This is a genomic window from Kitasatospora sp. SC0581 (assembly GCF_048159585.1).
GTDB lineage: Bacteria > Actinomycetota > Actinomycetes > Streptomycetales > Streptomycetaceae > Kitasatospora.
Genome location: NZ_JBLRWA010000005.1, coordinates 174,781 through 197,970 on the forward strand (window position 1 = coordinate 174,781; position 23,190 = coordinate 197,970).

Here is a 23,190-nt window from a genome sequence, read left to right on the forward strand (position 1 = left end):
CCCGCCCGCCGGGGCACACGGGTGCGGGGCGCCGGCCAGGCCGACGCCCCACACCCACGCGGCACCGCGGCCGCTCAGCTGTGCATCACGTCGTACTTCGAGGCCTCGACGAACTGCGGGGCCCACTTCTGCTTCAGGCGCAGGCAGTACCGGTTGAGCAGATCGGCGAACGGCCCCATCGGGCGGCGGAAGTCGACGATCACGATGACCCTGGGCTCGTCGCTGTGGTTCTCCACCTCGTGCTCGAACGAGACGTCCAGGACCGTTCCCTCGCCCTCCCGCCAGGTGTAGTAGTCGCGGTCGAGCCTGATCCGCGGCGGGTTGTCCTTCGGGATCCGCAGGCCGAGGTGGTAGCGCAGCACACCGGCGTACGGGTCCCGGTGGGCCGGCAGGCCGACGCCCGGGTCCAGGATCGAGATGAACGCGTTGACCACGTTGGGCGTGGACATCGCGAAGTCGAGCAGCGCCGGGCAGTCCTTCCTGGCCAGCTCGTTGGGCCGGCCGTACATGTAGGCGTAGTAGAGGCGCCAGTCCTCCGAGACCTGGGCCGCGCGCACGGGGTCGAAGGTCCCGTAGGTCGGGATGCTCGTGCGGCTCAGGAGCGCGTCCACCTCCGCCCGGACGGCGGGGTAGACGGCCTCCAGGGCGCGTACCTCGGGAAAGACCGTGCGCGGGGGGATGATCCGCGGGCGGCCCTCGCCGCCCGCACCGCGCAGGAAGATCCAGTTGGTGACGGCCCGAAAACGCGGGTGGTTGACGCTGGGTGAGCCTTTCATCGTCCGCTCCCGATTCCGTGTGTCCTGAGACGTGTCATGAGTCGATGGCGATGGCTTGGTGGGGTGGCGGGGTGGTGAACCCGGCGATGTACCGGCCGGCTCCGAGCACCGCCACCAGGACGATCCAGCCCGCGACCGGCGCGGCGGTGACCAGGCCGGCGACGAGCAGCGGGCCGGCCGCGCCCTGGGTGGTCTCGCCGAGGACGCAGGCGCTCTGGTAGAAGCCGTGCTCGTCGGCCGCCGCGAGCACGGCGGACAGGCCCCACTCGCCCGCGGCCTCCAGCAGTTCGCCGCCGGTCAGCGCGATCGTGGCCGCGACGAGCAGGACGACCTGCCAGCCGGTCGGCGCGAACCGGACCAGGCCGAGCAGCAGGCAGCAGCCCGCGGTCCACACCGCGGAGTTCCGGAAGCAGCGCAGCGCTCCCTCGCGCGTCGCCGCGCGCCTGCTCACGGCCAGCTGACCGCCCACGGCGATCAGCGAGTTGAGCATCACCAGCCAGCCCAGCACGGACACCGGCACCGAGGCGTGCCGGGTGACCCAGAGCGGCAGCACGGTGCTGAGCAGCGTCGTGTGGACCGTCAGGATCCCCGTCGCCGCGGCCAGTGCGCCGCCGGTGCGCAGACTCCGCGTGCCGACCACCCCCGGTGCGCGGACGGAGGGGGAGCCGCGCCGGCCGGCGCCGAGCGAGGTGGTGGCGAAGCACGCCGCCATGACGAGGTAGCCGCCGCCGATCAGCAGGTAGGCGGTCTCGTAGGCGGACGGCGAACGGGAGGCCAGCAGCCGTACGGAGCACAGCGCGCCGAGGGCGAACCCGATGTTGGTGACGGTGCGCGCCCAGGCGAGCGCCTTGACGCTGTCGCCTCCGGCGCCGGCCAGCATCGCGCGGCGGACCACGTTGCCCGCGCTGTCGAAGCCGCCGGCCACGCAGAGCACGAGCAGCAGGGCCCACGGCGTGTGGACCCGGGCCGAGAGCGGGACCAGCAGCGCCGCGCAGACGGCGGCGACGCTGCCGACGGCGCGGCCCCGGCCCCGGTCGACGAGCAGGCCGGTCGGGACCGCCACCGCCGCCGAGGCCGCCCCCCAGAGCGTCAGGCCGGCCGTCGCGAGCAGCGGCGTCAGCCCGACGATCTGCAGCAGGTAGACCATCACGGTGGCGAGGAAGGCGCCCTTGCCGACGGACAGCACGAGGGTGGCCGAGAGCAGCGCACCGGTCCGCTCGGGCGGCCTGACCCGGGCCGCCGCCGCTACGCGGGCGAGCACAGCCCGCCCCGGGAGGCCTGCCAGGTACGGGCCGTGCCGTCCGGCTGCCCGAAGGTGAACCGCAGCGGGGCCAGGCAGCGGTCCAGGGCCCGGAGCATCGCCGCGTGGTCCGCCGCGCCGCCGCGCAGGAAGTCCAGCCGCATCGTCATCACGCTCGGTTCGAGTTCGCTGCCCACCGGCACCCGGGTGACGTAGTCGACGAGGCCCGGCTCCCGCTCGGCCTCCCGCACCCCGTCCACCCGGCGGAGCGCGCCGCCGGCCAGCGGCGGCAGGTTCCAGTACTGGAAGGCGACGTCCCCGGGGGCGGGTGCCGACGGTTCGACCGGCTGTCCGCAGGCCACCGCGATGCCCAGCTCCAGCAGGTCCAGGCCGGTGGTCCGCCGGTGCAGGTCGGCGATGAAGGCGCCGAGCCGCCCGTTGACCTCGATGATCCGCGGGCCCCGCGCGGTGAGCTTGATCTCGGTGTGCACCAGGCCCCGCCGGATGCCGAGGGCGCGGGCCGCCTCGGTGGCCAGCCGGGCGACCTCGCCGCTCTCGGCGGGGGACAGCTGGGAGGGGAAGAACTGGCCCTGCTCGCGGAACGGGTCGAGCAGCGGGAACTTGCCGGTGACGCCGAGCGTGTGGACCGCGTCGTCGGCGACGAGCGACTCCACGGACACGTAGTCGCCGAAGTCGCCCTCGTCCCGGCCGCGCAGGTACTCCTCGACCACGAACGGGCGCTCGGCGGTGGGCGTCAGCTCCGCGGGGTAGCCCTCGGCGTCCGCCACCAGGTGGGTGTCGCGGCTGCTGTGGCTGTGGACCGGCTTGACGACCACCGGACCGGCCAGTTCCCGTACCGCCGCCAGGGCCTCCTCCCGGCTCGTCACCGGGATCGACCGGACGGCGTCCACACCGGCTCGCGCCAGCCGTCCGCGCTGCGCCCGCTTGTCGGTGAGCAGGGTGACCGTCTCGGCCTCGTGGAACAGCAGTCCCAGCCCGTCGCCGAGCCGCGCGGTCAGCGGGACCAGCGGCTCGCTGAACGTGGTGATGCCGCAGGGCCGGTGGGGACGCAGCAGGGCCAGCGCCGGCTCCGGCGCGTCGGGCTCGCACTCGACGACCGGCCCGAACCCCTCGTACGCCGCCCGCTCCGGCGCCCCCAGGGCGCCGGCGACGGCCACGAAGACCGGGCGGAGGCCGCGGGCCCGGACCGCCGCGGCGATGGCGGCGGGGCCGACGGCCGCGCCCGGGACGACAGCGACGACGACGGTGCTCATCTCTCACCTGACTCTGTGTCGGACAACCGGTAGACCTGGTCCTTGAGCTCCTCGATGCGCCGGTGGTCGCGGTGGATCGCGTCCGCGGTCCCGGCGCACTGGAAGATCCTGAGCGTGCTGGAGTAGAGGTCGACGGTCGGCCGGATCCGGTCCCCGGGCCCGAGCTTCAGGTTCAGGCCGAACACGCTCTCCAGCCCGGCGATCCGCCGCACCGCCCGCTCGTCGATGCTCTCGACCACGCCCGACAGCGTGGTGGAGGTCGTGCAGCAGACGGCCTCCTCGAACTTGTGGTAGCCGCGGCCCGCGTACTCGGCGGCGAACCGTTCGGGCCGCAGGTACGCGAGCGCGCTGAGCGTCGCCTGGTTGGCGCCGGTGCAGCGGTCGTGGAACCCGGGGTGCATGTTCCCGGCGATCCGCGAGCCGACCTCCACCAGCGCCGGCCCGTCGGCGGTGACGATCACCTCGGCGTGGCTCGGCCCGTGGCGGACCCCCAGCGCGGCGAGCGCCCGGTCCACGTAGTCGGTCAGCTCGGCCGCCGGCGGCTCGGCCGGCGACAGCAGGCGCTCGCGGTCGTAGATGTTGCGGCCCGAGGGCAGCAGGCGCTTCTGGTACTCCCACACGCCGCACACGTAGCGCCGGCCCTCGTGGGAGACCATGTCGACGACGTACTCCGTCCCCTCCAGGTAGGACTGGACGAGCGCCTCGCGGTTGGGCGAGCCGTAGATCGTCTCGGTGTCCAGGACGGCCTTCGCCGCGGACCGCACCTGCTCGGCGTCGGCGCAGACGACGACCCCGTCGCCGGCGGCGGAGTCGAGCGGCTTGACGACCACCGGGTAGCGCCCGGCGCGCTGCGCCCAGTCCACCAGGGCCTGCGGGTCGCCGCTCTTGAACTGGTCGGCGCAGTGCAGGCCGGCGGCGCGGAGCACCTCGATCATCCGGTACTTGTTCCGGCGGGCCTCGGAGAGCTCCGTCCCGTTGGTCGCGAGGCCCAGCCGCTCCGACAGCCGGTCCGCGAGCAGCACGCCCGGCTCCTGTCCGGCGAGCACGCACACCGGTGCGTACCGCGCCAGCTCCGCCACCGTCCGGTCGAGGTCCTCGTGGACGATGTTCGCCCGGTAGACGGTCAGGTCCGGGGCGGGCATGGAGGGCATGAGCCCGGGGGTGCTCTGGACGTGCACCAGGTCCGCACCCAGGGCGGTGAACTCCGGTGGCAGGTAGCCGCCGGAGGTGTAGGCGTCGACCAGTACGGCGACCGGCCTGAGCTGTGACAACGTTCCTCCTCGTCATGTCGGTCGGACGGAGCCCGCCGGGCGGACGGCCTCAGCGCGGAAGCCTCCGCGGCGTGCTCCTCCGGGTGGTGCGGGGCACTCAGACCTTCTGACGGGTGGGGCGGAGCCGGATGTCGTCGAGGTGCACGTGGGTCGGGCGGCCGACCGCGAACTCGACGACCGACGCGACGTCCTCCGGGGTCAGCAGCGGCCCGCTCTCGGCGGCGACCGCCTCGAACCACGCGCTGTCGTAGCCGGCGGCGTCCTGGAAGCCCGAGCGGACGAAACCGGGCTCGATCAGGGTCACCCGGACGTTGTGGGCGCAGACCTCCTGGCGCAGCGCCTCGACCAGCGAGTGGACGGCGAACTTGGTCGACCCGTACACCGGGTTCGCGGCCGAGACCTGCCGTCCGACGGTCGAGCCGATGACCACGATGTCGCGGACCCGCCGCCCCCCGTCCAGCTCCGCCTGCCGCACGAACTCGGCCGCGGCGTCCCGGAGCTGGTGGAGGACGGCGAGGACGTTGACCTCGATCAGCCGCTCCCAGCGGGTGGGGTCCGAGCCGAGCACGGTGCCCGGCAGGCCGTGCCCGGCGCAGGCGACGAAGATGCTCGCCGCCTCCCACTCCGCCGCGGCCGCGGCCAGCAGCTCCCGCGCGTGCCCGGGCGTCGTCACGTCGCCCGGGAAGGGCCGGACCGCCCCCGGGGCCTGGTCCGACTCGGCCGCCAGGTCGGCGAGCCTCCTGCCGTCGCGGCCGGTGGCCAGCACCCGCACGCCCTGCCGGGCGAAGCGCGCGGCGATCGCGCGCCCGATTCCGGAGGAGGCCCCGGTGACCACGGCGACCCGCTTCTCGTCCATGTCTGTTCCCTGTCTGTCGTCCATGTCGGTTACCTGGTGCCCGCGGAGGGGAGCTCGCCCTGCTGCCCGAGGCCGGTGAAGAAGGCGTGCAGCCAGGAGCCCGTCACCTCGGGGAACTCCACCCCCAGCCGGGCCAGCAGCCGCCGGGTGCGGGTGTGGTCGTACCGCACGTTGCGGTCCGGTCGGCCGGCCCAGAAGTGCGCGAGCGAGAGCTGCTCCCCGCCGTCGCCGAGGTAGCGGCCGAACAGCTCCGCGAAGCCTTCCGCCCCGTCCTCCGCCAGGGCGTACCCCTGGTCGCGCAGGACCGTGAAGAGCCGCTCGTAGGACACCTCGTGGTGGGTGTCGAGGTGGAAGGTGCCGCCCCGCACCCGCGCGCTGCGCGAGATCTCCAGGATGCCCCGCGCCACCACGTCCACCGGGCTCAGCGCGAGGGTCAGGGCGCCGACCCGGGGCACCCGGCCGATCCGCACCGACGCCCGCAGCAGCTGGACCAGCCGGTTGTCGCCGCCGTTGCGCTGGAAGCGGCCGGACACCGAGTGGCCGCTGACGTTGCCGGAGCGGTAGACGAACGCGTTGCCGCCCTGGGTGGCGAAGCCCTGCACGAGGCGCTCGGCGTCGTACTTGCTGCGCTCGTACTCGTTGAGGAACTCCTGGCCGATGTCCAGGCTGTCCTCCGAGAAGACGGCCGGCTCGCCCGGCGCGCCGCCGCCGCAGACCGCGAGCGTCGAGACGTAGTGCAGGTCCTTGGGCCGGCCGGTGGTCGCCAGCCGGATCATCGCCCGCACCGGCTCGGTGTTCTGCCGGTCGAAGGACTCGCGGTCGCCGAACAGCCTGGTGTCGGCGGCCAGGTGGTAGAGCGCCTCCGCCTCGTGGCACAGCCGTCGGTAGTCCGGCTCGGCGAGGCCGAAGTCCGGCTCGGCGAGGTCGCCGGCCAGCACGGTGAGCCGGTCGGCGTACTGGTCGAGGCGACCGTCCGGGACGTACCAGGCGTAGGCGTCCGCCAGGCGCTCGGCGGGTGTCCGGCCCTCCTTCGCGCGCACCAGGCAGACCACCTTCGACCGGGTGCGGGTCAGCAGGAGGTCGAGCAGGTGCGCGCCGATGAAACCGGTCGCGCCGGTGAGCAGGACGGTGCCGTACTCGCGGACGGACCCGGCGGGCGGCTCGCACTCCAGGGCGCCCGGCACCTGGGCGAGGAGCCCGGTGCTCGATCCCGACTCCAGCACGAACCGGCCGTCGGCGGGCGGGAGCCCCGCGCCGCGCAGCAGGTGGTCGCGGGTGGCGCGGGCCAGGTCGAGCATCCGCTCGGGGTCGTGGCGCGCGGGCGTGTAGGACAGGTCGGCCACCAGCTGCCCGTCGTGGACGCGCGCCGTGAGCTTGAGGCCGTAGCCGCGGTCGTTCTCCGGGCCGCGGACCGGCCCCACCGGGTGGCGCGAGGGCCGCAGGTGCAGGTCGTCGCCGAAGGGCAGGGCGAACGGGCCGAGGTAGTTGAAGCAGACGTCGGCCCGCTGCGGCTGCTCGTGCAGGCCGTAGGCGACCCCGAGGGCGGGCACCTCGGCCAGGGCCGCCGCCGCGGACTTGCCGGTGGCGGCGAGATCCCCGGCGACGGTGCGCACGCTGACGGGGAACGTCGAGGTGAACCAGCCCACCACGCGGGAGACTTCGAGCGTCTCGTCGAAGCAGATCCGGCCGTGGCTCTCCACGTCCGCGACGAGTTCGTCCGTGCCGAGCTGCTCGGTGAGCGCCTGGGCGAAGGCGCCCAGCAGCGCCGCGTGGGCGGGGATGCCGGAGCGGGCCGCGGCCTCGGTCAGGACGGCGCTCTGCGCGCGCGAGAGCCGGAACCAGAGGGCCTGGGCGTCGCCCTCGCGGTTGTCGCCGGGGGCGCCGGGCCGTGGCGCGACGGCGGGCAGCCGGGCCAGGGAGTCGAAGTGCGCGAGGTCCCCGCGCAGTTGCGCGGCCCGGTCGCGCAGGTGAGTGGCCCACTGGCCGAAGCCGGTCGGGCCGGGGGCGGTGGTGGGCTCGCCGCCGCGCAGCCGCTCGCTGTAGCAGCGGCTGAGGTCGCTGACGACGATGCGCCAGGAGACCGCGTCGATCGCCAGGTGGTGGCAGATCAGCAGCAGTTCGGCCCGGCCGTCGCCGAGGAAGAGGTGCACCTTGAAGAGGTTGCCGTCCGCGATGCGGATCTCCCGCTGGAGGGCGGCCGCGACGTCCCGGACGGTCCGGGCGGCCGGGCCGTCCTCCTCGGGCAGCCGGGACCAGCTGAACGCGTCGGCGGGATCGACGAGTTCGCGCCGCCGGCCGTCGGCTCCCGGGCGGAACGCGGTGCGCAGCATGGGGTGCAGGCCCACCACGTCGGCGACCGCGGCGGCCAGCTCGGCCGGCCGCGGCGTGCTGTCGGTCTCCAGCAGCAGGGCCTGGTTCCACTGGTCGGGCTGGGCGAACTCCTGCCGGAAGAACCAGGTCTGGGCGGGGGAGAGCGCACGGTCGTCCGCGACGACCCGGGCGGCGGACGCGCGGCCGTGGTCGTCGCCCCCGCGGTCCTCCCGCAGCCGGGTGGCCAGGGCGGCCGCCGTCGGCTCGGCGAGGAACGCCGCGGCCGACACCCGGTAGCCCTTGGCCTGGAGGTCCGCGATGACCTGGATGGCGTCGATCGAGCTGCCGCCGGCCTGGTCGAAGTCCTGGTCGACCGCGAAGTCGCCGTGGCCCAGGTGCCGTTGCCAGGAGGCGAGGACGTCGGCGAGCACCGGGTCGCCGCCGTCGGCGGCGGGGTCGGACGGGCGGGGCGTGCGCTCGGCGAGCCGTGCTTCGAGCAGCTCCCGGAGGGCGGCCTGGTCGGTCTTCCCGTTGGCGTTGCGCGGGAAGGCGTCGAAGGCCTCGATCCGGTCGGGGACCATGTGCGCGGGCAGCAGCTCCCGCAACTCCCGTCGCAGCGCGGCCGGTTGGACCGCCGGACGGCCGTCGGCGGCCGGCACCACGGCGGCGACCAGCATCGCCCGGTCCCTGGTGAGCAGGACGGCCACCGCGTCGGCGACCGCCGGGTGCCGGCGCAGGCCCGCCTCGACGTGGCCGAGTTCGATCCGGTACCCGCTGACCTTGACCTGCCGGTCGCCCCGGCCGAGGAACTCCAGCACGCCCCGGGAGTCGGCGCGCACCCGGTCGCCGGTGCGGTAGGCGCGTCCGAGGGCCGGGTCGAGCCGCGCGAGGTCGTCCGTGAAGGCCGCCGCGGTGGCCTGCGGGTCGTCCCGGTAGCCGAGCGCCACCGACGGGCCGGCGATGTACAACTCGCCCACCGCGTCCCGGTCGTGGAAGGTCCCGTCGTCGGCGCGGACCAGGAGCCGGGTGCGGCCCAGCGGGGTGCCGATGGGCACGGAGGCGCCGTCGAGGGCGTCGAGGTCGCCCGCGGCGGTCAGCCGGTGCGCGGCGACGCCCACCGTCGCCTCGGTGGGCCCGTAGTGGTTGACGAGGTTCCGGGTGACACCGGAGTCGAGGATCCGGCGGGCCAGCGGCAGCGCCAGCAACTCCCCGCCGAGCAGCAGGAAGCGCAGCCCGGGCCGGGTCGTCCCGTCCTGCCCGAAGGCCCGGAAGACCACGCTCCAGTGCGAGGGGGTGGTCTTCAGGACGTCCACCCGGTGGTCCTGGAGGTAGCGCAGGAGCGCCGCCGGGTCGCGCCGGGTGGCGTCGTCCACCAGGTGCAGCGTGCCTCCGGTCCACAGCGGGAGGAACAGGCAGGTGTTGCCGAGATCCGCGGCGAGCGTGGTCACGTGCGCGTAGGAGAGCGGTTCGGTGATGTCGAGCCGCTGGAGCAGGGACTCGGTGTAGTGCCGGATGTTGGCGTGCGAGACCTGTACGCCCTTGGGCACCCCGGTGGAGCCCGAGGTGTAGAGCACGTAGGCCGTGTCGTCGTCGGCGGGCCCGAGTGCCGCGGGCCCGTCGGCGGGGGCCGGCGGGGGCACGAGGCCGCCGCCGGCCTCGTGCCCGTCCGCCACCCGCAGTCCGGACCGGCGCAGCTCGCCGTGGTGGCGCGGCTCGGCGAGCACGAGGTCGGGGGCGGCGAGGGCGAGCCGGTTCGCCCCCTCGGCGACCGGCTCGGTGGGCTCGACGAGGGTGAAGGCCGCGCCGGCGCCGAGGACCGCCAGCTGGGCGACCACGGCGTCGGCCGTGCGGTCGAGATGGATGCCGACCAGACAGCCGCGACCGATGCCCGACGCCCGCAACAGGCCCGTCAGACGGTCCGCCCTGGAAGCGAGTCGGGCGTAGGTCAGACGTTCCCGACCCACGACGACGGCCGTTCGATGCGGGTGGGTTCGCGCGTGTGCGCGGACGAGCGCCGGGAGCATGCCGAAGTCCTCTCTGCGTGTCGACGGTCGATTCGAAGGCTGTGGCGGGAGCGGCGTCAGCTCCAGTAGACGAGCGGTTCCTTCGGGCCCTTGGTGGCGATGAACGCGGCCGCGCCGACCCGGTGTTCGTCCTCGCCGCTGGTCACCGCGTGCAGCATCCGGGGGCTGAAGATGATCAGGTCGCCGGCCTCGGGGTGGATCACGTGGACCGGGGGCTCCACGGAGTCGGGCTGCAGGCCCTCGACGTCGAGGATCGTCGCGGTCTCCTCCGGGGTCGGCTCGCGCAGCCAGAGGTGCAGGTCGCCGCCCTTCTTCGGGACCTGGAGGTAGACGTTGGCGACCAACTGGTTGAGCACGCCCGCGATTTCGGGGGCGTCGGTCTCCTGGTCGATCGCGTCGTTGTGCGGGTAGAACTTCGAGGTCGAGGGCTGGAAGACGCGGAAGGCGCCGACGAAGCAGGCCCGCTCGCGCAGCCGCAGCAGGTTGGCGCCGGCCGGCCACAGTTCCTGCAGCTCCAGGCGCACCCGGTCGATCGGCGAGAGGTACGGGTGGAACATCGAGCGGACGTCCTCGATGGCCGGCAGGGCGCTGTCGTGGTACTGCTTCGTCAGCTCGGCGTCCCACTTGGTGTCGATGTGCGGCATGTACACCCGTCCGACACTGCTGGTGTACTGCTTGTGGTAGTGCCCGAGCGCCTGGTGGTTGATCGCCTTCTGGGCGACCTGCTCGGCGATCTCGACGGGGTAGTAGCCGCGTACGTGGATCGCGCCGATCTCGCGCTCGGCCAGCTGGAGCAGGGTCCGGGCGGTGAGTTCGGTGGCGATCTCGTTCGTTGCCGACCTGACGACGTGCGCGGTGGCGGTCATGAGCGTGCTCCTGGGAAAGCGACGGGACAGGACTGTGCGCGCGCCTCCGGCGTTCAGCGGGGCGTTGGTGCGGTGGAGGCGTCGGAGGGGCCGCCGGCGGTGCCGTGACGCGTGAGCGGCACGGCGGACACGTCCGGCGCGGGTCTCGGCCGCGAGGACGCGTGGAGCGGCACGAGGAGTGGAACGGCGGTCGGCCGCGGGGGCGTTCGGAGCCCTGGTTTCCGCCGCGTCCCTCCGTTCCGTGACACCGGGCCCCCGGTGTCAGCGCTCGATCACCGTACCCCAGACAATGTGACAGTACAATGTCATGTTGTCCGAAGGGGCTGTGATCAGCCACTGGTGACGGATGGTCAGCAGTTCACGGACGGGACCGGACGGCGGGCGGTGGCGTGCCCGGGCCGGCCGGTGCGTAAGGTGGGTCCGCCGATGATCGTCCGCATGCCGGGAGGCCTCATGACCAGCACGCCAGCCGCCGACGCCCCGCTCCCGGTCGGGGTGATCGGCCTCGGCGACATCGCCCAGAAGGCCTACCTGCCGGTGCTCACCGCGCTGCCCGGGCTCGACCTGCGGCTGATGACCCGGGACGCGGCCAAGCTCGACCGGCTCGGCGAGACCCACCGGATCGCCCCCGAGCGCCGCTTCACCGACCTCGGCGCGCTGATCGACAGCGGCATCCGCGCCGCCTTCGTGCACGCCGCCACCGACCAGCACGTCCCGATCGTCGAGCGGCTGCTCACCGCCGGGGTGGACGTCTACGTCGACAAGCCGCTCGACTACACCCTGGACGGCGCCCGCCGCCTGGTCGACCTCGCCGACCGCACCGGCCGCTCGCTGATGGTCGGCTTCAACCGCCGCTACGCGCCCGGCTACGCCCAGGCCAAGGAGCGCCCGCGCGACCTGATCGTGCTCCAGAAGAACCGCGAGGGCCTGGCCGAGGCGGCCCGCACCCTGGTGTTCGACGACTTCATCCACGTCGTGGACGTACTGCGGTTCCTGGCCCCCGGCGAGATCGAGCACGTGGACGTCCGCGCCCGCACCCGGGACGGGCTGGTCGAGCACGTGGTGCTCACCCTCGGCGGCGAGGGCTTCACCGCCCTCGGCATCATGAACCGGGTCTCCGGCTCCACCGAGGAGGTGCTGGAGGTCTCCGGCGGCGACTCCAAGCGCGAGGTGCACAACCTGGCCGAGGTGGTCGACCACCGCGGCCAGCCGACCGTCCGCCGCCGCGGCGACTGGGTGCCGGTGGCCCGTCAGCGCGGCATCGAGCAGTGCGTGCTCGCCTTCCTGGCGGCCGTCCGCGCCGGGCGCACCCTGGACGCCCACGACGCGCTGCGCACCCACGAGCTGTGCGAGCTGGTCGTGGAGCGGATCGAGGCTTCCTGGGAGTCCGCTGGGAGCGGGCTGTGAGAAACCCGGGCTGAGCGGCCGTCACGTCACCTGCGGGGAACCGTCCGTTCACCGTCGGGGTCTTGTCGGGGCATTTTCTACGCGCGTATCTTGAGGGGCGCCGCGGGGGGCGGGAGACCGTCCTCCGCTTCTTCGCCACGCGAGCAGCGCGCGTTCGACGCGCGCCTCCGCCCGGACCGCCGTGCCACGACCGTGCCGCACGACGGAGCTAGGAGCCCTGCCCCGGTGACCACCGCCCCCGCCTCCCGCCCCCGCAGAACCCTGCTGCGCGCCGCCCTGATCCCGGCCACGCTGGCCGCCTCGCTGGTGCTCGTCCCGCTGCCGGTGGCGAACGCCGCCGCGCCCGCGACCCCGGCCCCGACCGAGGCCGGCCCGCTGCGGATCCACGACATCCAGGGCAGCACCCGGATATCCCCGCAGGCCGGCAAGCCCGTCACCGGAGTGCCCGGCATCGTCACCGGCGTGCGCGCGTACGGCAGCGTCAAGGGCTTCTGGCTCCAGGACCCGAACCCCGACGCCGACCCGGCCACCAGCGAGGGCATCTTCGTCTACACCGGCGGCAACCCGACCGTGCAGGTCGGCGACTCGGTGCTGGTGAGCGGCAAGGTCACCGAGTACTACCCGAACTACAGCGGCGGCTCGCAGTCCATCACCGAGATCACCGCCCCCGGCATCACCGTCCTGTCGGCCGGCAACCCGCTGCCCGCCCCGGTGGTCGTGGACACCCGCAACATCCCCGGCACCTACGCCCCGCCGGCCGGCCCGGACGGCTCCATCGACGGCGGCACGCTCCAGCCGGAGAAGTACACCCTCGACTTCTACGAGTCGCTGGAGGGCATGCTCGTCCAGGTCAAGGACGTCCGGGTGGTGCAGGCGACCGACAAGTACAACGAGCTGTGGGTCGCCGCCGACAAGCAGGACCAGCGCAGCAAGCGCGGCGGCCTGCTGTACGAGTCGTACAAGGAGCCCAACGTCGGCCGGCTGATGATCCAGCAGCAGGCCCCGGTGAACCAGCGGCCGTTCCCGGTCGCCAACGTCGGCGACGAGCTGACCGGCGCCACCACCGGCCCGCTGGACTACAACAACTTCGGCGGCTACACCCTGGTCGCCGGCACCATGGGCACCCTGAAGGACAACCACCTCCAGCGCGAGGTCACCGCCCAGGCCGGCGACCGCGAACTCACCCTCGCCACCTACAACGTGGAGAACCTGGCCCCGGGCAACCCGGACGCCAAGTTCGCCGAGCTGGCCCAGGGCGTCGTCACCAACCTGCGCTCGCCCGACATCGTCGCCCTGGAGGAGATCCAGGACAACAACGGCAACAAGAACGACGGCACGGTGGACGCGAGCCAGACCGTCGCCAAGTTCATCGCCGCGATCAAGGCGGCCGGCGGCCCGTCCTACGACTGGCGCTCGGTCGACCCGCAGGACGGCAAGGACGGCGGCGAGCCCGGCGGCAACATCCGCCAGGTCTTCCTGTTCAACCCGCAGCGGGTGTCCTTCACCGACATCCCCGGCGGCAGCGCCACCACCGCCGTCGGCGTGACCGGCACCGGCGCGGGCACCGCGCTGACCGCCTCGCCCGGCCGGATCGAGCCGAACGACGAGGCCTGGACCAACAGCCGCAAGCCGCTGGTCGGCCAGTTCTCCTTCCGCGGCAAGAAGGTCTTCGTCATCGCCAACCACTTCAACAGCAAGGGCGGCGACCAGGGCATCGACAGCCGCTTCCAGCAGCCGACCCGCAGCTCCGAGGTGCAGCGGATCAAGCAGGCCACCGTCGAGCAGTCCTTCGTCGCCAAGCTGCTGGCCGCCGACAAGGAGGCCAAGGTCGTCTCCCTCGGCGACTTCAACGACTACCAGTTCTCGCCCGCGCTGGCCGCGCTCACCAAGGACGGCGTGCTGCGCGACCTGGTGAACGAGCTGCCGGAGACCGAGCAGTACTCGTACGTCTACCAGGGCAACTCGCAGGTGCTGGACCACATCCTGGTCAGCCCCGAGGTCGGCTACGCCAAGTACGACGTGGTGCACATCAACGCCGAGTTCGCCCAGCAGGCCAGCGACCACGACCCGCAGGTGGTCCGCATCAAGCCGTAGTCCGGGCACCGGTTACGCTGCCTCCGCCACCGGTGATCACCGGCGGCGGAGGCAGCGCCGTGTGACGGGGAGACGATGGACCACCGGATCGAGCGGATCGGACGCGAGGACTGGCAGCGCCTGCGGAAGGTACGGCTGGCCCAACTCCTCGACACGCCCCTGGCGTTCGGCGAGACCCACGAGTACGCGAGCCACCAGGGCGAGGGCAACTGGCGGGCCCGCTGCAACTGGGTCAACGAGCCCGACAAGCTCGGCCTGGTCGCGGTGGACGCCACGGGGGAGTGGGTCGCCACCATGCTGTCCGTCCCGAACCGGGAGCAGCCCGGCGCGCTCGACCTGATCGGCGTCTGGGTGGACCCGGCGCACCGCGGCCGCGGGCACGGCGTCGCCGACGCCCTGCTGGACGCGGTGCTCGCCTGGGCGCGGGTCCGGGGCGCCGGGCGGATGCTGCTCGGGGTGCACGAGGCGAACCCCCGCGCCGCCGCCTTCTACCTGCGGCGCGGGTTCGTCCACACCGGCGGGTCCACGCCGTACGTGCTGGACCCCTCGGCGCGGATCCTGGAGATGGCCCTCCCACTGGACTGACCGGCCCGGCGGGAGGGCCCCGGCTCCGCGTGGGCGCGGCCCGGAGCCGGTACGGCTCAGCCCAGGTACCGGGCCAGCGCCTCGCCGGTCAGCGTGGACCGGGCGGCGACCAGCTCGGCCGGGGTGCCCTCGAAGACCACCCGACCGCCGTCGTGGCCGGCGCCCGGCCCGAGGTCGATGATCCAGTCGGCGTGCGCCATCACCGCCGGGTGGTGCTCGATCACGATGACCGACTTGCCGGACTCGACCAGCCGGTCCAGCAGCCCCAGCAACTGCTCGACGTCGGCCAGGTGCAGGCCGGTGGTCGGCTCGTCCAGCACGTAGACGCCGCCCTTGTCCGCCATGTGGGTGGCCAGCTTGAGCCGCTGCCGCTCGCCGCCGGAGAGCGTGGTCAGCGGCTGGCCGAGGCTCAGGTAGCCGAGCCCGACGTCGGCCAGCCGCTCCAGGATCCGGTGCGCGGCCGGGAGCTTCGCCTCGCCCGAGCCGAAGAACTCCTCCGCCTCGGTCACCGACATCGCCAGCACCTCGGCGATGTCCCGCCCGCCCAGGTGGTACTCCAGCACCGCCGGCTGGTAGCGCTTGCCCTCGCAGTCCTCGCAGGTGGTGGCCACCCCGGCCATCATCGCCAGGTCGGTGTAGACCACCCCGGCGCCGTTGCAGGTCGGGCAGGCGCCCTCGGAGTTGGCGCTGAACAGGGCCGGCTTCACGCCGTTGGCCTTGGCGAAGGCCTTGCGGACGGGTTCGAGCAGCCCGGTGTAGGTGGCCGGGTTGCTGCGCCGGGAGCCCTTGATCGCCCCCTGGTCGACCGAGACCACGCCCTCGTCGACCGGGATCGAGCCGTGGATCAGCGAGCTCTTGCCGGAGCCCGCCACCCCGGTCACCACCGTGAGCACCCCGAGCGGGACGTCCACGTCCACGTCCCGCAGGTTGTGGGTGTTCGCGCCGCGGATCTCCAGCGCGCCGATGGGCTTCCGTACGGCCTCGCGCAGCGCCGTCCGGTCGGACAGGTGGCGGCCGGTCACCGTGCCGCCGGCGCGCAGCCCCGCCACGTCGCCCTCGTAGCAGACCGTGCCGCCGGCCGCACCGGCCCCCGGACCGAGGTCGACCACATGGTCGGCGATCGCGATGGTCTGCGGCTTGTGCTCCACCACCAGCACCGTGTTGCCCTTGTCCCGCAGGCGCAGCAGCAGCCGGTTCATCCGGTCGATGTCGTGCGGGTGCAGGCCGGTGGTGGGCTCGTCGAAGACGTACGTGGTGTCGGTGAGCGAGGAGCCGAGGTGGCGGATCATCTTGACCCGCTGCGCCTCGCCGCCGGACAGCGTGCCGGAGGGGCGGTCCAGCGAGAGGTAGCCGAGGCCGATCTCCACGAAGGAGTCGAGGGCCTGCCGGAGCGTGCCGAGCAGCGGCGCCACCGAGGGCTCGTCGAGGTCGCGGACCCAGGCGGCGAGGTCGCTGATCTGCATCGCGCAGGCGTCGGCGATGCTGATCCCGGCGATCTTCGAGGAGCGGGCCGCCGCGCTGAGCCGGGTGCCCTCGCAGTCGGGGCAGGCGGTGAAGGTCACGGCCCGCTCCACGAAGGCCCGGATGTGCGGCTGCAGCGCTTCCTTGTCCTTGGAGAGCATCGACTTCTGGATCTTGGGGATCAGGCCCTCGTAGGTGAGGTTGACGCCGTTGACCTTGACCTTGGTCGGCTCCCGGTACAGGAAGTCCTGCATCTCCTTCTTGGTGAACTTCCGGATCGGCTTGTCCGGGTCGAGGAAGCCCGAGTTGGCGTAGACGCCGACCGTCCACCAGCTGTCGGTCTTCCAGCCGGGGATGGTGAACGCGCCCTCGGAGATCGACTTGCTGTCGTCGTACAGCTGGCTGAGGTCGATGTCCGAGACGCTGCCGCGGCCCTCGCAGCGCGGGCACATGCCGCCGGTGATGCTGAAGCTGCGTCGCTCCTTGACCGTCCTGCCGCCGCGCTCGACGGTGACGGCGCCGGCGCCGCTGATCGACGGGACGTTGAAGGAGAAGGCCTTGGGGGAGCCGATGTGCGGGGTGCCGAGGCGGCTGAACAGGATGCGCAGCATCGCGTTGGCGTCGGTGGCGGTGCCGACGGTGGAGCGCGGGTCGGCGCCCATCCGCTGCTGGTCGACGATGATCGCGGTGGTCAGGCCCTCGAGGACGTCCACCTCGGGGCGGGCCAGGGTGGGCATGAAGCCCTGGACGAAGGCGCTGTAGGTCTCGTTGATCAGCCGCTGGGACTCGGCGGCGACGGTGTCGAAGACCAGCGAGCTCTTGCCCGAGCCGGACACCCCGGTGAACACCGTCAGCCGGCGCTTGGGGATGTCGATGCTGACGTCCTTGAGGTTGTTCTCGCGCGCGCCGTGCACGCGGATCAGGTCGTGGCTGTCGGCGACGTGCGACTGCGCGTCCGTCCGCTTGGGCATCGTTCTCTTCGCTCCCTGGCTCTCGGCGGTCTCTCGGGGGTCTCTCTGAGGTCTCTCTGGGGGAGGGGCCGGCGGGCCCGCCCCGCGGCCGCCGTCGGTGTGCTCGAACCCTTCGATCCAACCATCGATCCGGCCGGGATCGAACGGCTTTCGGGTGCGGCCGACGGCGGGGAGGGACGGGCCCCGGCGCCCTCGGGCTGGGCCGGGCTTGTCCCGGCCCAGCCGGCTCAGCTCAGCTCGTTGAAGCGGACCATGGTGCCCGCCGGGTCGCGGAACGCGCAGTCGCGGACGCCGTACGGCTGGGTGGTCGGCTCCTGGACGAGCTCGGCGCCGCCGGACTTCAGCCGGTCGAAGACGCCGTCCAGGTCGCGGGTGCCCAGGACGACCCGGGCGTAGGTGCCCTTGGCCATCATCTCGGTGATGGTCCGCTGCTCCTCCTCGGTGCGGCCCGGGTCGGCGGAGGCCGGCTCCAGCACCAGGGAGACGTCCGGCTGGCCGGCCGGGCCGACGGTGATCCAGCGCATCGGGCCGCCGCCGACGTCGCTGCGCACCTCGAAGCCGAGCAGGTCGCGGTAGAAGGCGAGGGAGGCCTCGGGGTCGGTGTGCGGGAGGAAGGTCCAGTGAATGGTGAGGTCGCTCATGACTGCAACGCTAGGCGCGCACCCCGGGCGCGCGCTTCTCGAATCCTGATCGCTTCCCCTCCCTCCCCGCGGCGATCCTCGGGGCGCTCCTCGGGGAGGAACGACCGCGCCGGCCGCCTCGGGGGAGACGGCCGGCGCGGGGCGGAGGGGGCTTCCTAGCAGTCGGGGATGGTCGTGCCGTTGTTGTCCTTGGCGGTGTCGTTGCCCCAGCGGGACAGGTAGAACGCGGAGACCCACTGGCCGGCGGGGCCCCCGTCGGCGTCGGTCTTCAGCCACCAGTGGTTGACGCTGCCGCCGTTGGAGACCTCGCGGCCCCAGGCCTTGCAGTAGACGTAGTTCGTCCCCTGGTTCAGCGTCCCGGTGGCGTTGGTGGAGGTCGGCGAGGAGTAGACGCTCGCGCTCGCGAAGGTGTCCACCCAGTACTTGCCGGTGGCGGGCGGGGTGCCGCCGCCGGGGCAGGTGGGGATGGTCGTGCCGTTGTTGTCCTTGGCGGTGTCGTTGCCCCAGCGGGACAGGTAGAACGCGGACACCCACTGGCCGCCGGGGCCGGAGTCCGGGTCGGTCTTCAGCCACCAGTGGTTGAAGGCGCTGCCGTTGGAGACCTCGCGGCCCCAGGCCTTGCAGTAGACGTAGTTGGTGCCCTGGTACAGCGTCCCGGTGCTGGTGGTGGAGGTCGGGGAGCCGTACACCGGCGCGTTGGCGAGGGTGTCCACCCAGTACTGGCCGCTGTTCGACGGGGGCGTGGTCGGCGGCGGGGTGGTGGAGCCGGGGCCGTACAGCCGGATGGCGCCGTAGTAGTCGCCGTGCGAGGAGAGCGTCGCCACCTGGACGTAGCCGCCGGAGTAGGGGGCCTCGACTATCCAGCCCTGCCCGAGGTACATCGCGACGTGGTGGATGGTGGAGGCGGTGTTGCCGAAGTACACCAGGTCGCCGGGGAGCAGCGGTGCGGTCCCGTCCGCCCGGTAGTAGCGGGCGACGGCGCGGGAGGTCGGCCACTGGGTCCGGGTGGTGCCGTTGATGACGTCGTCGCCGACCGCCAGGTCGTAGGCGTAGCGGACCATGCCGGAGCAGTCCAGGCCGCGGACGTTGCAGTCGTTGGGGGCGCCGTTGGCGGGGTCGCAGAGGCCGTACGTCGGGCCGGGCTGCGAGCCGTGGCCGCCGCCCCACGAATACGGGGTGCCGATCAGCCCGCAGGCGGAGCGGACGGCGGCGGTCGCCTGCGGCGCCGCACCGGTGGAGAGCACCCCGCAGGCGGGCGCCGCCTCGGCCGCCCCGGCACCGGCGAAGAACACTCCGACCGACACCAGCAGCGACAGCAGGGCCGCCCACCGCAGCGGGGCGACCAGCCACCGCGACAGAACGTTTACGCGCGTAGTCATGGTCGCGAATACTTCCGGAGCCGCTGACTCCGGGTCAATGGTCCTGTCCCCCATACCTCCTGTGGTCCGCACACTTGCCGGTGTGCAGGTCACGGGCACGACTACCGGCAACAAGGGGGCAGCCCGGCGCGGACGTGCCGCAGCGGCCGCCGGGCCGGGCTGCTCGCCCCCGGGTGGCACCGGGGCGGGCCGTCACACCCCGGCGGCCAGGGCGGGCGTCGGGACGACCCAGAGCTCGGCGGGGCCGTTGATGATGGCGGACTCCAGCCGGGCCGGCGCCGGACGGGACGGGTCCAGGGCGCTGTCGGGGTAGGCGCCGAACAGGCCCTCCAGGGCCACCTCGGTCTCCAGTCGGGCGAGTGGCGCGCCGAGGCAGAAGTGCGGGCCGTAGCCGAAGGCCAGGTGCTCCTTGTCGGGGCGCGTCGGGTCGAAGTCGTCCGGCCGCTCCGGGTGGACCTCCGGGTCCCGGCCGGCCGCGCCGAAGCCGAGCAGGATCGGCTCGCCCCGCCGGATGACCACGCCCTCGCCCAGGTCGACGTCCTCCAGCGGGTAGCGGAGCGGGAGGTGCATCGCCGGGCTCTCGTAGCGCAGGGTCTCCTCGACGACGGCTTCCCAGTCGAGGGTGCCCGCGCGGACCTCGGCCAGGTGGCGGGGGTGGGCGAGGAGGGCCTGGACGGCGCTGGTGATGAGGTTGACCGCGGTCTCGTACCCGGCGCCGAGCATCAGGAAGAGGATGTCGCGGGACTCCTCCTCGCTGCGGCCCGTCCCGTCGCCGGTGTCGACGGCCGCCACGTCGCTGGCGAGGTCCGGGCCGGGGTCGCGCCGCTTGAGCGCCAGCAGCTCGGTCAGCACCACGTTGATCTCCGCGCGGGAGCGCGTCATCTGCTCGTTCGTGGCCGTCGTCGTCAGCAGGGTGTCCATCGCCGTGCCGATGGGCGGCCGCATGTCGGCGGGGACGCCGAAGAGGTCGCAGATCACCGTCATGGTCAGCGGGCGCGAGAGGGCGTGGCGCAGGTCCACGGCCTCGCCGGGGCCGAGCGTACGGAACGCGCCGACCAGGGCGGCGGTGGTCTTCTCGATGCCGGGCCGCAGCGCGGACACCCGGCGGGGCGCGAACGAGGGCGCCATCCGGCGCCGGGCCGAGCGGTGTTCGCCGCCGTAGAGGTTGAAGAAGTTCTGCTGGAACGCGATCGGCCCCATCGGCCAGCCCTCGGGCACCGAGGCCAGGCCGGGCCAGTGCCTGCGCGGGTCGCGGGAGATCCGCGGATCGCCGGTGAGGGCGCGGATCACCGAGCTGCGGGTGACGGACCAGGCGATGATGCCGCCGGGGAGTTCGACCCGCACGGCGGGTCCGGCGGAGCGGAGCTCGGCGTTCTGTCGGTGCGGGTCCCGGGCGGTCATGTCCAGCACCGGGCAGCGGCTGACGTCTGGATCTGGAGCCATGGTGTTGCTCCTCAGGATCTCTCGGGGTGCCCCGGGCGGGCCGTGCCGGGGCACGGTCCACCGTCTCCGGGGCCTGTGCTCCGTTGTAGAGGGGTACGGCGCGGCCGTCAACGGGGCCGCGGCCCGTCCGTGGGATTCGGTGCTGGCGGCCTCGCCGGATCTTCCCCCCTTTTCCCGGGTGCGGCACACCATCACCGGCGTCCGGGGCGGGCCCGCCGATAAGGCATACGGGCATCGGGAACGCAAATCGGCGATATGCGGAATGCGTAATGCGCCGCACGGTCGGCCGTCCTGGAATCGGCGGTAAGGCCATGGCTTCACCAGGTAAGTCAAGACTTACCTTCGGGGGGCTTTGACCGTATGGTGTGGCTCGAATCGAAGGAGTCCCCCGTGTCGAATACGAATGATCCCGTTGTGCGCGCGGTTGCGTCGGAGCGGGATTATGTGTCCTCTCTGTATGAATTCCTCACCGAGCGGCTTTCCGAGGCGCGAATGCACCGGGCGGGTCTGCTGAAGGCCCCGGCGGAAAGCGCCGGTGAGGCGTACGAGAGGGAAATCGCCGCCGATCGGCTGGCCAGGGAAATCGGCCGGCTGGAGGGCGCCGAAAAGGGCCTGGTATTCGGGCGGATCGACTGGGCGGACGGCACGGCCCTGCGCATCGGGCGGATCGGACTGCACCGGGAGGAGGACGACCTGCCGCTGCTGGTGGACTGGCGTGCGAACGCGGCGCGGCCGTTCTACGAGGCGACGCCGGTCCACCCGATGGGCCTGCGGCGGCGCCGGCACCTGCGCCTGGACGAGCGCACGGTCGTCTCGGTGAGCGACGAGCTGCTGGACGGCAGCGCCCCGACGGACGAGGACGTCGTGGGGGACGGCCCGCTGACCGAGGCGCTGTCGGCCCGGCGCACGGGCCGGATGGAGGCGGCCGTCGCCACGCTGCAGGCCGAGCAGGACGAGGTGGTCCGCTCCGCCCACCGCGGGGTGACCGTGGTGCAGGGCGGGCCCGGCACCGGCAAGACGGTGGTCGCCCTGCACCGGGCGGCCTACGTCCTGTACGCGTTCCCGCGCGCCGCGGAGGAGGGCGTCCTGGTGGTGGGCCCGAACGCCCGGTTCCTCGACTACATCTCCCAGGTCCTCCCCTCGCTCGGCGAGAACGACGTCGTCCTGGCGACCTGCCGGGAGCTGGCCGGAGTGTCGCCGGCCGCGGCGGACCGGTTCGACACGGCGCGGCTCAAGGGCGGCGCCGAGCTCGCCGACGCCCTGGCCGGCCTGCTGCGCGCCTACCAGGCCCCCGCCGGCGACTTCACCGTGCGGGTCGGGCGGGAGCCGGTCCACCTGTCCGCCGAGGAGGTCGCCACGGCACGCGACGCCGCCGCGGCGGCCGTACCGGGGCACAACCCCGCGCGCCAGGTGTTCAAGGAACTCCTGGTCGACGCCGTCACCGACGCGATGCAACGGGACATGGGCGACGTCCTGGAGCAGATCGACGCCGACACCGTCGCGATGACGGGCCTGGACCTCGACCGGTTCACGGGGGCCGGCCGGCACCGCGGCGAGGGCGCGGCCGACACGGGTCCGGCGCACGAGCTGGACCTGGACGCCCTCCGGGCCGATCTCCTCGACGACGCCGGCCTCGACCGGGCGGTCGAGGCGCTGTGGCCGCGGCTGGCACCCGGCGACCTCGTGCGGGCGCTCCTGACGGACGCCGACGCCCTCGCCGAGCAGCTGCCCCGCCTGACCGGGCAGGAGCGGTCCCTGCTGCTGCGCGGTCCGGACGCCCCGTGGACCGACGCCGACGTGCCGCTGCTGGACGAGGCGGCGAGCCTGGTCGACGGCCCCCCGGAGCGGACGTACGGGCACGTCGTCGTCGACGAGGCGCAGGAACTGACCGCCATGCAGTGGCGGATGATCGTCCGCCGCTGCCCGGCGCGGGCGATGACGCTGGTCGGCGACTTCGCCCAGGCGGGCCCGGTCGCGACGGCGCGCGACTGGAAGGAGGCGCTGGCCCCCCACGTCGGACCGCGGTTCAGGCTGCACGACCTGACCGTCAGCTACCGCACCACGCAGGAGATCCTGGAGAGCGTCCGGGGCCTGCTCGCGCGGATCGCCCCGGAGCAGAAGCCCACCCGGTCGCTGCGCGGCGGTGAGAGCCCCCGCACCGTGACCACGCCCCCGGACGGGTTGGCCGCCGCCGTCCTCCGGGAACTCCGGGCCCAGAGCGCCGCGCACCCGGGCGAGCTGCTGGGAGTGGTCTGCGCGGACGCCAGGGTGGGCGAGCTGACGGCCCGGGGCATCGCCCACCATGCGCGCGTCGTGCCGGCCTCCGAGGCGCGCGGCCTGGAGTTCGACGGGGTCCTCGTCGTGGGCCCGGAGGAGATCACCGCGGCCCGCCCCGGCGGGGAGCGGGACCTGTACGTGGCCCTGACCAGGGCCACCAAGCGCCTCTGCACGATCATCGTCCAGCCCGCCTGACGCGCCCCGGCGCCGGCGCCCGCGCCCGCGCCGCCGCCGCGGGCGCGCCCGGCGCGGGACGGACACCGGGGTGCGGCGTGGGCGGGGTACACCGGATCGCAGAAAACAAGCAAGCGTGAT

Annotated in this window: 15 protein-coding genes; 4 read left to right on the forward strand and 11 right to left on the reverse strand. The window is 73.4% G+C overall.

Annotation, left to right across the window (positions count from 1 at the left end; translation table 11 throughout):
- Positions 1 to 74: 74 nt before the first annotated feature.
- From ACLWS4_RS11770 to ACLWS4_RS11800, 7 genes are all read right to left on the reverse strand, one after another.
- Positions 75 to 776, reverse strand: a complete 702-nt coding sequence (locus tag ACLWS4_RS11770) for an aspartyl/asparaginyl beta-hydroxylase domain-containing protein (RefSeq protein WP_049650443.1) — start codon at positions 774 to 776, stop codon at positions 75 to 77.
- A 34-nt stretch (positions 777 to 810) separates the two neighbouring features.
- On the reverse strand, positions 811 to 2,037 hold the full coding sequence (locus ACLWS4_RS11775; RefSeq protein ID WP_416874053.1) for an MFS transporter: 1,227 nt from the start codon (positions 2,035 to 2,037) through the stop codon (positions 811 to 813).
- Positions 2,022 to 3,290, reverse strand: coding sequence for an ATP-grasp domain-containing protein (locus ACLWS4_RS11780; protein ID WP_074003739.1), 1,269 nt, complete (start codon positions 3,288 to 3,290; stop codon positions 2,022 to 2,024). The genes ACLWS4_RS11775 and ACLWS4_RS11780 overlap by 16 nt, the downstream gene beginning before the upstream one ends.
- The gene (locus ACLWS4_RS11785; protein ID WP_416874054.1) at positions 3,287 to 4,561 is read right to left on the reverse strand and encodes an ATP-grasp domain-containing protein; all 1,275 of its coding nucleotides are present in this window, start codon (positions 4,559 to 4,561) and stop codon (positions 3,287 to 3,289) included. Before ACLWS4_RS11785 ends, ACLWS4_RS11780 begins: the two co-directional genes overlap by 4 nt.
- 97 nt (positions 4,562 to 4,658) lie before the next feature.
- Positions 4,659 to 5,441, reverse strand: coding sequence for an SDR family oxidoreductase (locus ACLWS4_RS11790; RefSeq protein ID WP_387967490.1), 783 nt, complete (start codon positions 5,439 to 5,441; stop codon positions 4,659 to 4,661).
- Positions 5,442 to 5,446: 5 nt separating this feature from the next.
- Positions 5,447 to 9,751: an amino acid adenylation domain-containing protein gene (locus tag ACLWS4_RS11795; protein ID WP_416874055.1), complete on the reverse strand. Its 4,305-nt coding sequence runs from the start codon at positions 9,749 to 9,751 to the stop codon at positions 5,447 to 5,449.
- 56 nt (positions 9,752 to 9,807) lie between these two features.
- Positions 9,808 to 10,617: a 2OG-Fe(II) oxygenase gene (locus ACLWS4_RS11800; RefSeq protein WP_049650437.1), complete on the reverse strand. Its 810-nt coding sequence runs from the start codon at positions 10,615 to 10,617 to the stop codon at positions 9,808 to 9,810.
- A gap of 453 nt (positions 10,618 to 11,070) precedes the next feature.
- On the opposite strand from ACLWS4_RS11800, the gene ACLWS4_RS11805 reads away from it, so the two are divergent.
- The 3 genes from ACLWS4_RS11805 to ACLWS4_RS11815 all read left to right on the forward strand — a co-directional run bounded on the left by ACLWS4_RS11805 (position 11,071) and on the right by ACLWS4_RS11815 (position 14,703).
- A complete protein-coding gene (locus ACLWS4_RS11805) occupies positions 11,071 to 12,024 on the forward strand; it encodes a Gfo/Idh/MocA family protein (protein ID WP_416874056.1) in 954 nt (317 codons plus the stop codon).
- Between the two features lie 225 nt (positions 12,025 to 12,249).
- Positions 12,250 to 14,118 (forward strand): endonuclease/exonuclease/phosphatase family protein, encoded by a 1,869-nt coding sequence (locus tag ACLWS4_RS11810; protein WP_388045770.1) that lies wholly within the window; start codon positions 12,250 to 12,252, stop codon positions 14,116 to 14,118.
- Positions 14,119 to 14,193: 75 nt separating this feature from the next.
- Positions 14,194 to 14,703 (forward strand): GNAT family N-acetyltransferase, encoded by a 510-nt coding sequence (locus tag ACLWS4_RS11815; protein ID WP_049650436.1) that lies wholly within the window; start codon positions 14,194 to 14,196, stop codon positions 14,701 to 14,703.
- A gap of 56 nt (positions 14,704 to 14,759) precedes the next feature.
- Here ACLWS4_RS11815 and ACLWS4_RS11820 read toward each other — a convergent pair whose 3' ends face one another.
- The 4 genes from ACLWS4_RS11820 to ACLWS4_RS11835 form a co-directional block, all read right to left on the reverse strand.
- A complete protein-coding gene (locus ACLWS4_RS11820) occupies positions 14,760 to 17,135 on the reverse strand; it encodes an ATP-binding cassette domain-containing protein (RefSeq protein WP_416874057.1) in 2,376 nt (791 codons plus the stop codon).
- A gap of 227 nt (positions 17,136 to 17,362) precedes the next feature.
- Positions 17,363 to 17,776, reverse strand: a complete 414-nt coding sequence (locus ACLWS4_RS11825; protein WP_049650434.1) for a VOC family protein — start codon at positions 17,774 to 17,776, stop codon at positions 17,363 to 17,365.
- Between the two features lie 155 nt (positions 17,777 to 17,931).
- Positions 17,932 to 19,155 (reverse strand): C40 family peptidase, encoded by a 1,224-nt coding sequence (locus ACLWS4_RS11830; protein ID WP_416874058.1) that lies wholly within the window; start codon positions 19,153 to 19,155, stop codon positions 17,932 to 17,934.
- Between the two features lie 192 nt (positions 19,156 to 19,347).
- Complete coding sequence (locus ACLWS4_RS11835; RefSeq protein WP_416874059.1) at positions 19,348 to 20,598, reverse strand: cytochrome P450 family protein; 1,251 nt, start codon at positions 20,596 to 20,598, stop codon at positions 19,348 to 19,350.
- A 444-nt stretch (positions 20,599 to 21,042) separates the two neighbouring features.
- Between ACLWS4_RS11835 and ACLWS4_RS11840 the strand changes: the two genes are divergently transcribed.
- Positions 21,043 to 23,070: a HelD family protein gene (locus tag ACLWS4_RS11840; protein ID WP_416874060.1), complete on the forward strand. Its 2,028-nt coding sequence runs from the start codon at positions 21,043 to 21,045 to the stop codon at positions 23,068 to 23,070.
- Positions 23,071 to 23,190 lie beyond the last annotated feature (120 nt).

Bases quoted from the DNA above. Each gene is read 5' to 3' on its own strand.
- ACLWS4_RS11770 (WP_049650443.1), bottom strand. From the start codon at position 776: ATGAAAGGCTCACCCAGCGTCAACCACCCGCGTTTTCGGGCCGTCACC.
- ACLWS4_RS11780 (WP_074003739.1), bottom strand. From the start codon at position 3,290: ATGAGCACCGTCGTCGTCGCTGTCGTCCCGGGCGCGGCCGTCGGCCCC.
- ACLWS4_RS11790 (WP_387967490.1), bottom strand. From the start codon at position 5,441: ATGGACGACAGACAGGGAACAGACATGGACGAGAAGCGGGTCGCCGTG.
- ACLWS4_RS11795 (WP_416874055.1), bottom strand. From the start codon at position 9,751: ATGCTCCCGGCGCTCGTCCGCGCACACGCGCGAACCCACCCGCATCGA.
- ACLWS4_RS11800 (WP_049650437.1), bottom strand. From the start codon at position 10,617: ATGACCGCCACCGCGCACGTCGTCAGGTCGGCAACGAACGAGATCGCC.
- ACLWS4_RS11805 (WP_416874056.1), top strand. From the start codon at position 11,071: ATGACCAGCACGCCAGCCGCCGACGCCCCGCTCCCGGTCGGGGTGATC.
- ACLWS4_RS11815 (WP_049650436.1), top strand. From the start codon at position 14,194: ATGGACCACCGGATCGAGCGGATCGGACGCGAGGACTGGCAGCGCCTG.
- ACLWS4_RS11820 (WP_416874057.1), bottom strand. From the start codon at position 17,135: ATGCCCAAGCGGACGGACGCGCAGTCGCACGTCGCCGACAGCCACGAC.
- ACLWS4_RS11825 (WP_049650434.1), bottom strand. From the start codon at position 17,776: ATGAGCGACCTCACCATTCACTGGACCTTCCTCCCGCACACCGACCCC.
- ACLWS4_RS11830 (WP_416874058.1), bottom strand. From the start codon at position 19,155: ATGACTACGCGCGTAAACGTTCTGTCGCGGTGGCTGGTCGCCCCGCTG.
- ACLWS4_RS11835 (WP_416874059.1), bottom strand. From the start codon at position 20,598: ATGGCTCCAGATCCAGACGTCAGCCGCTGCCCGGTGCTGGACATGACC.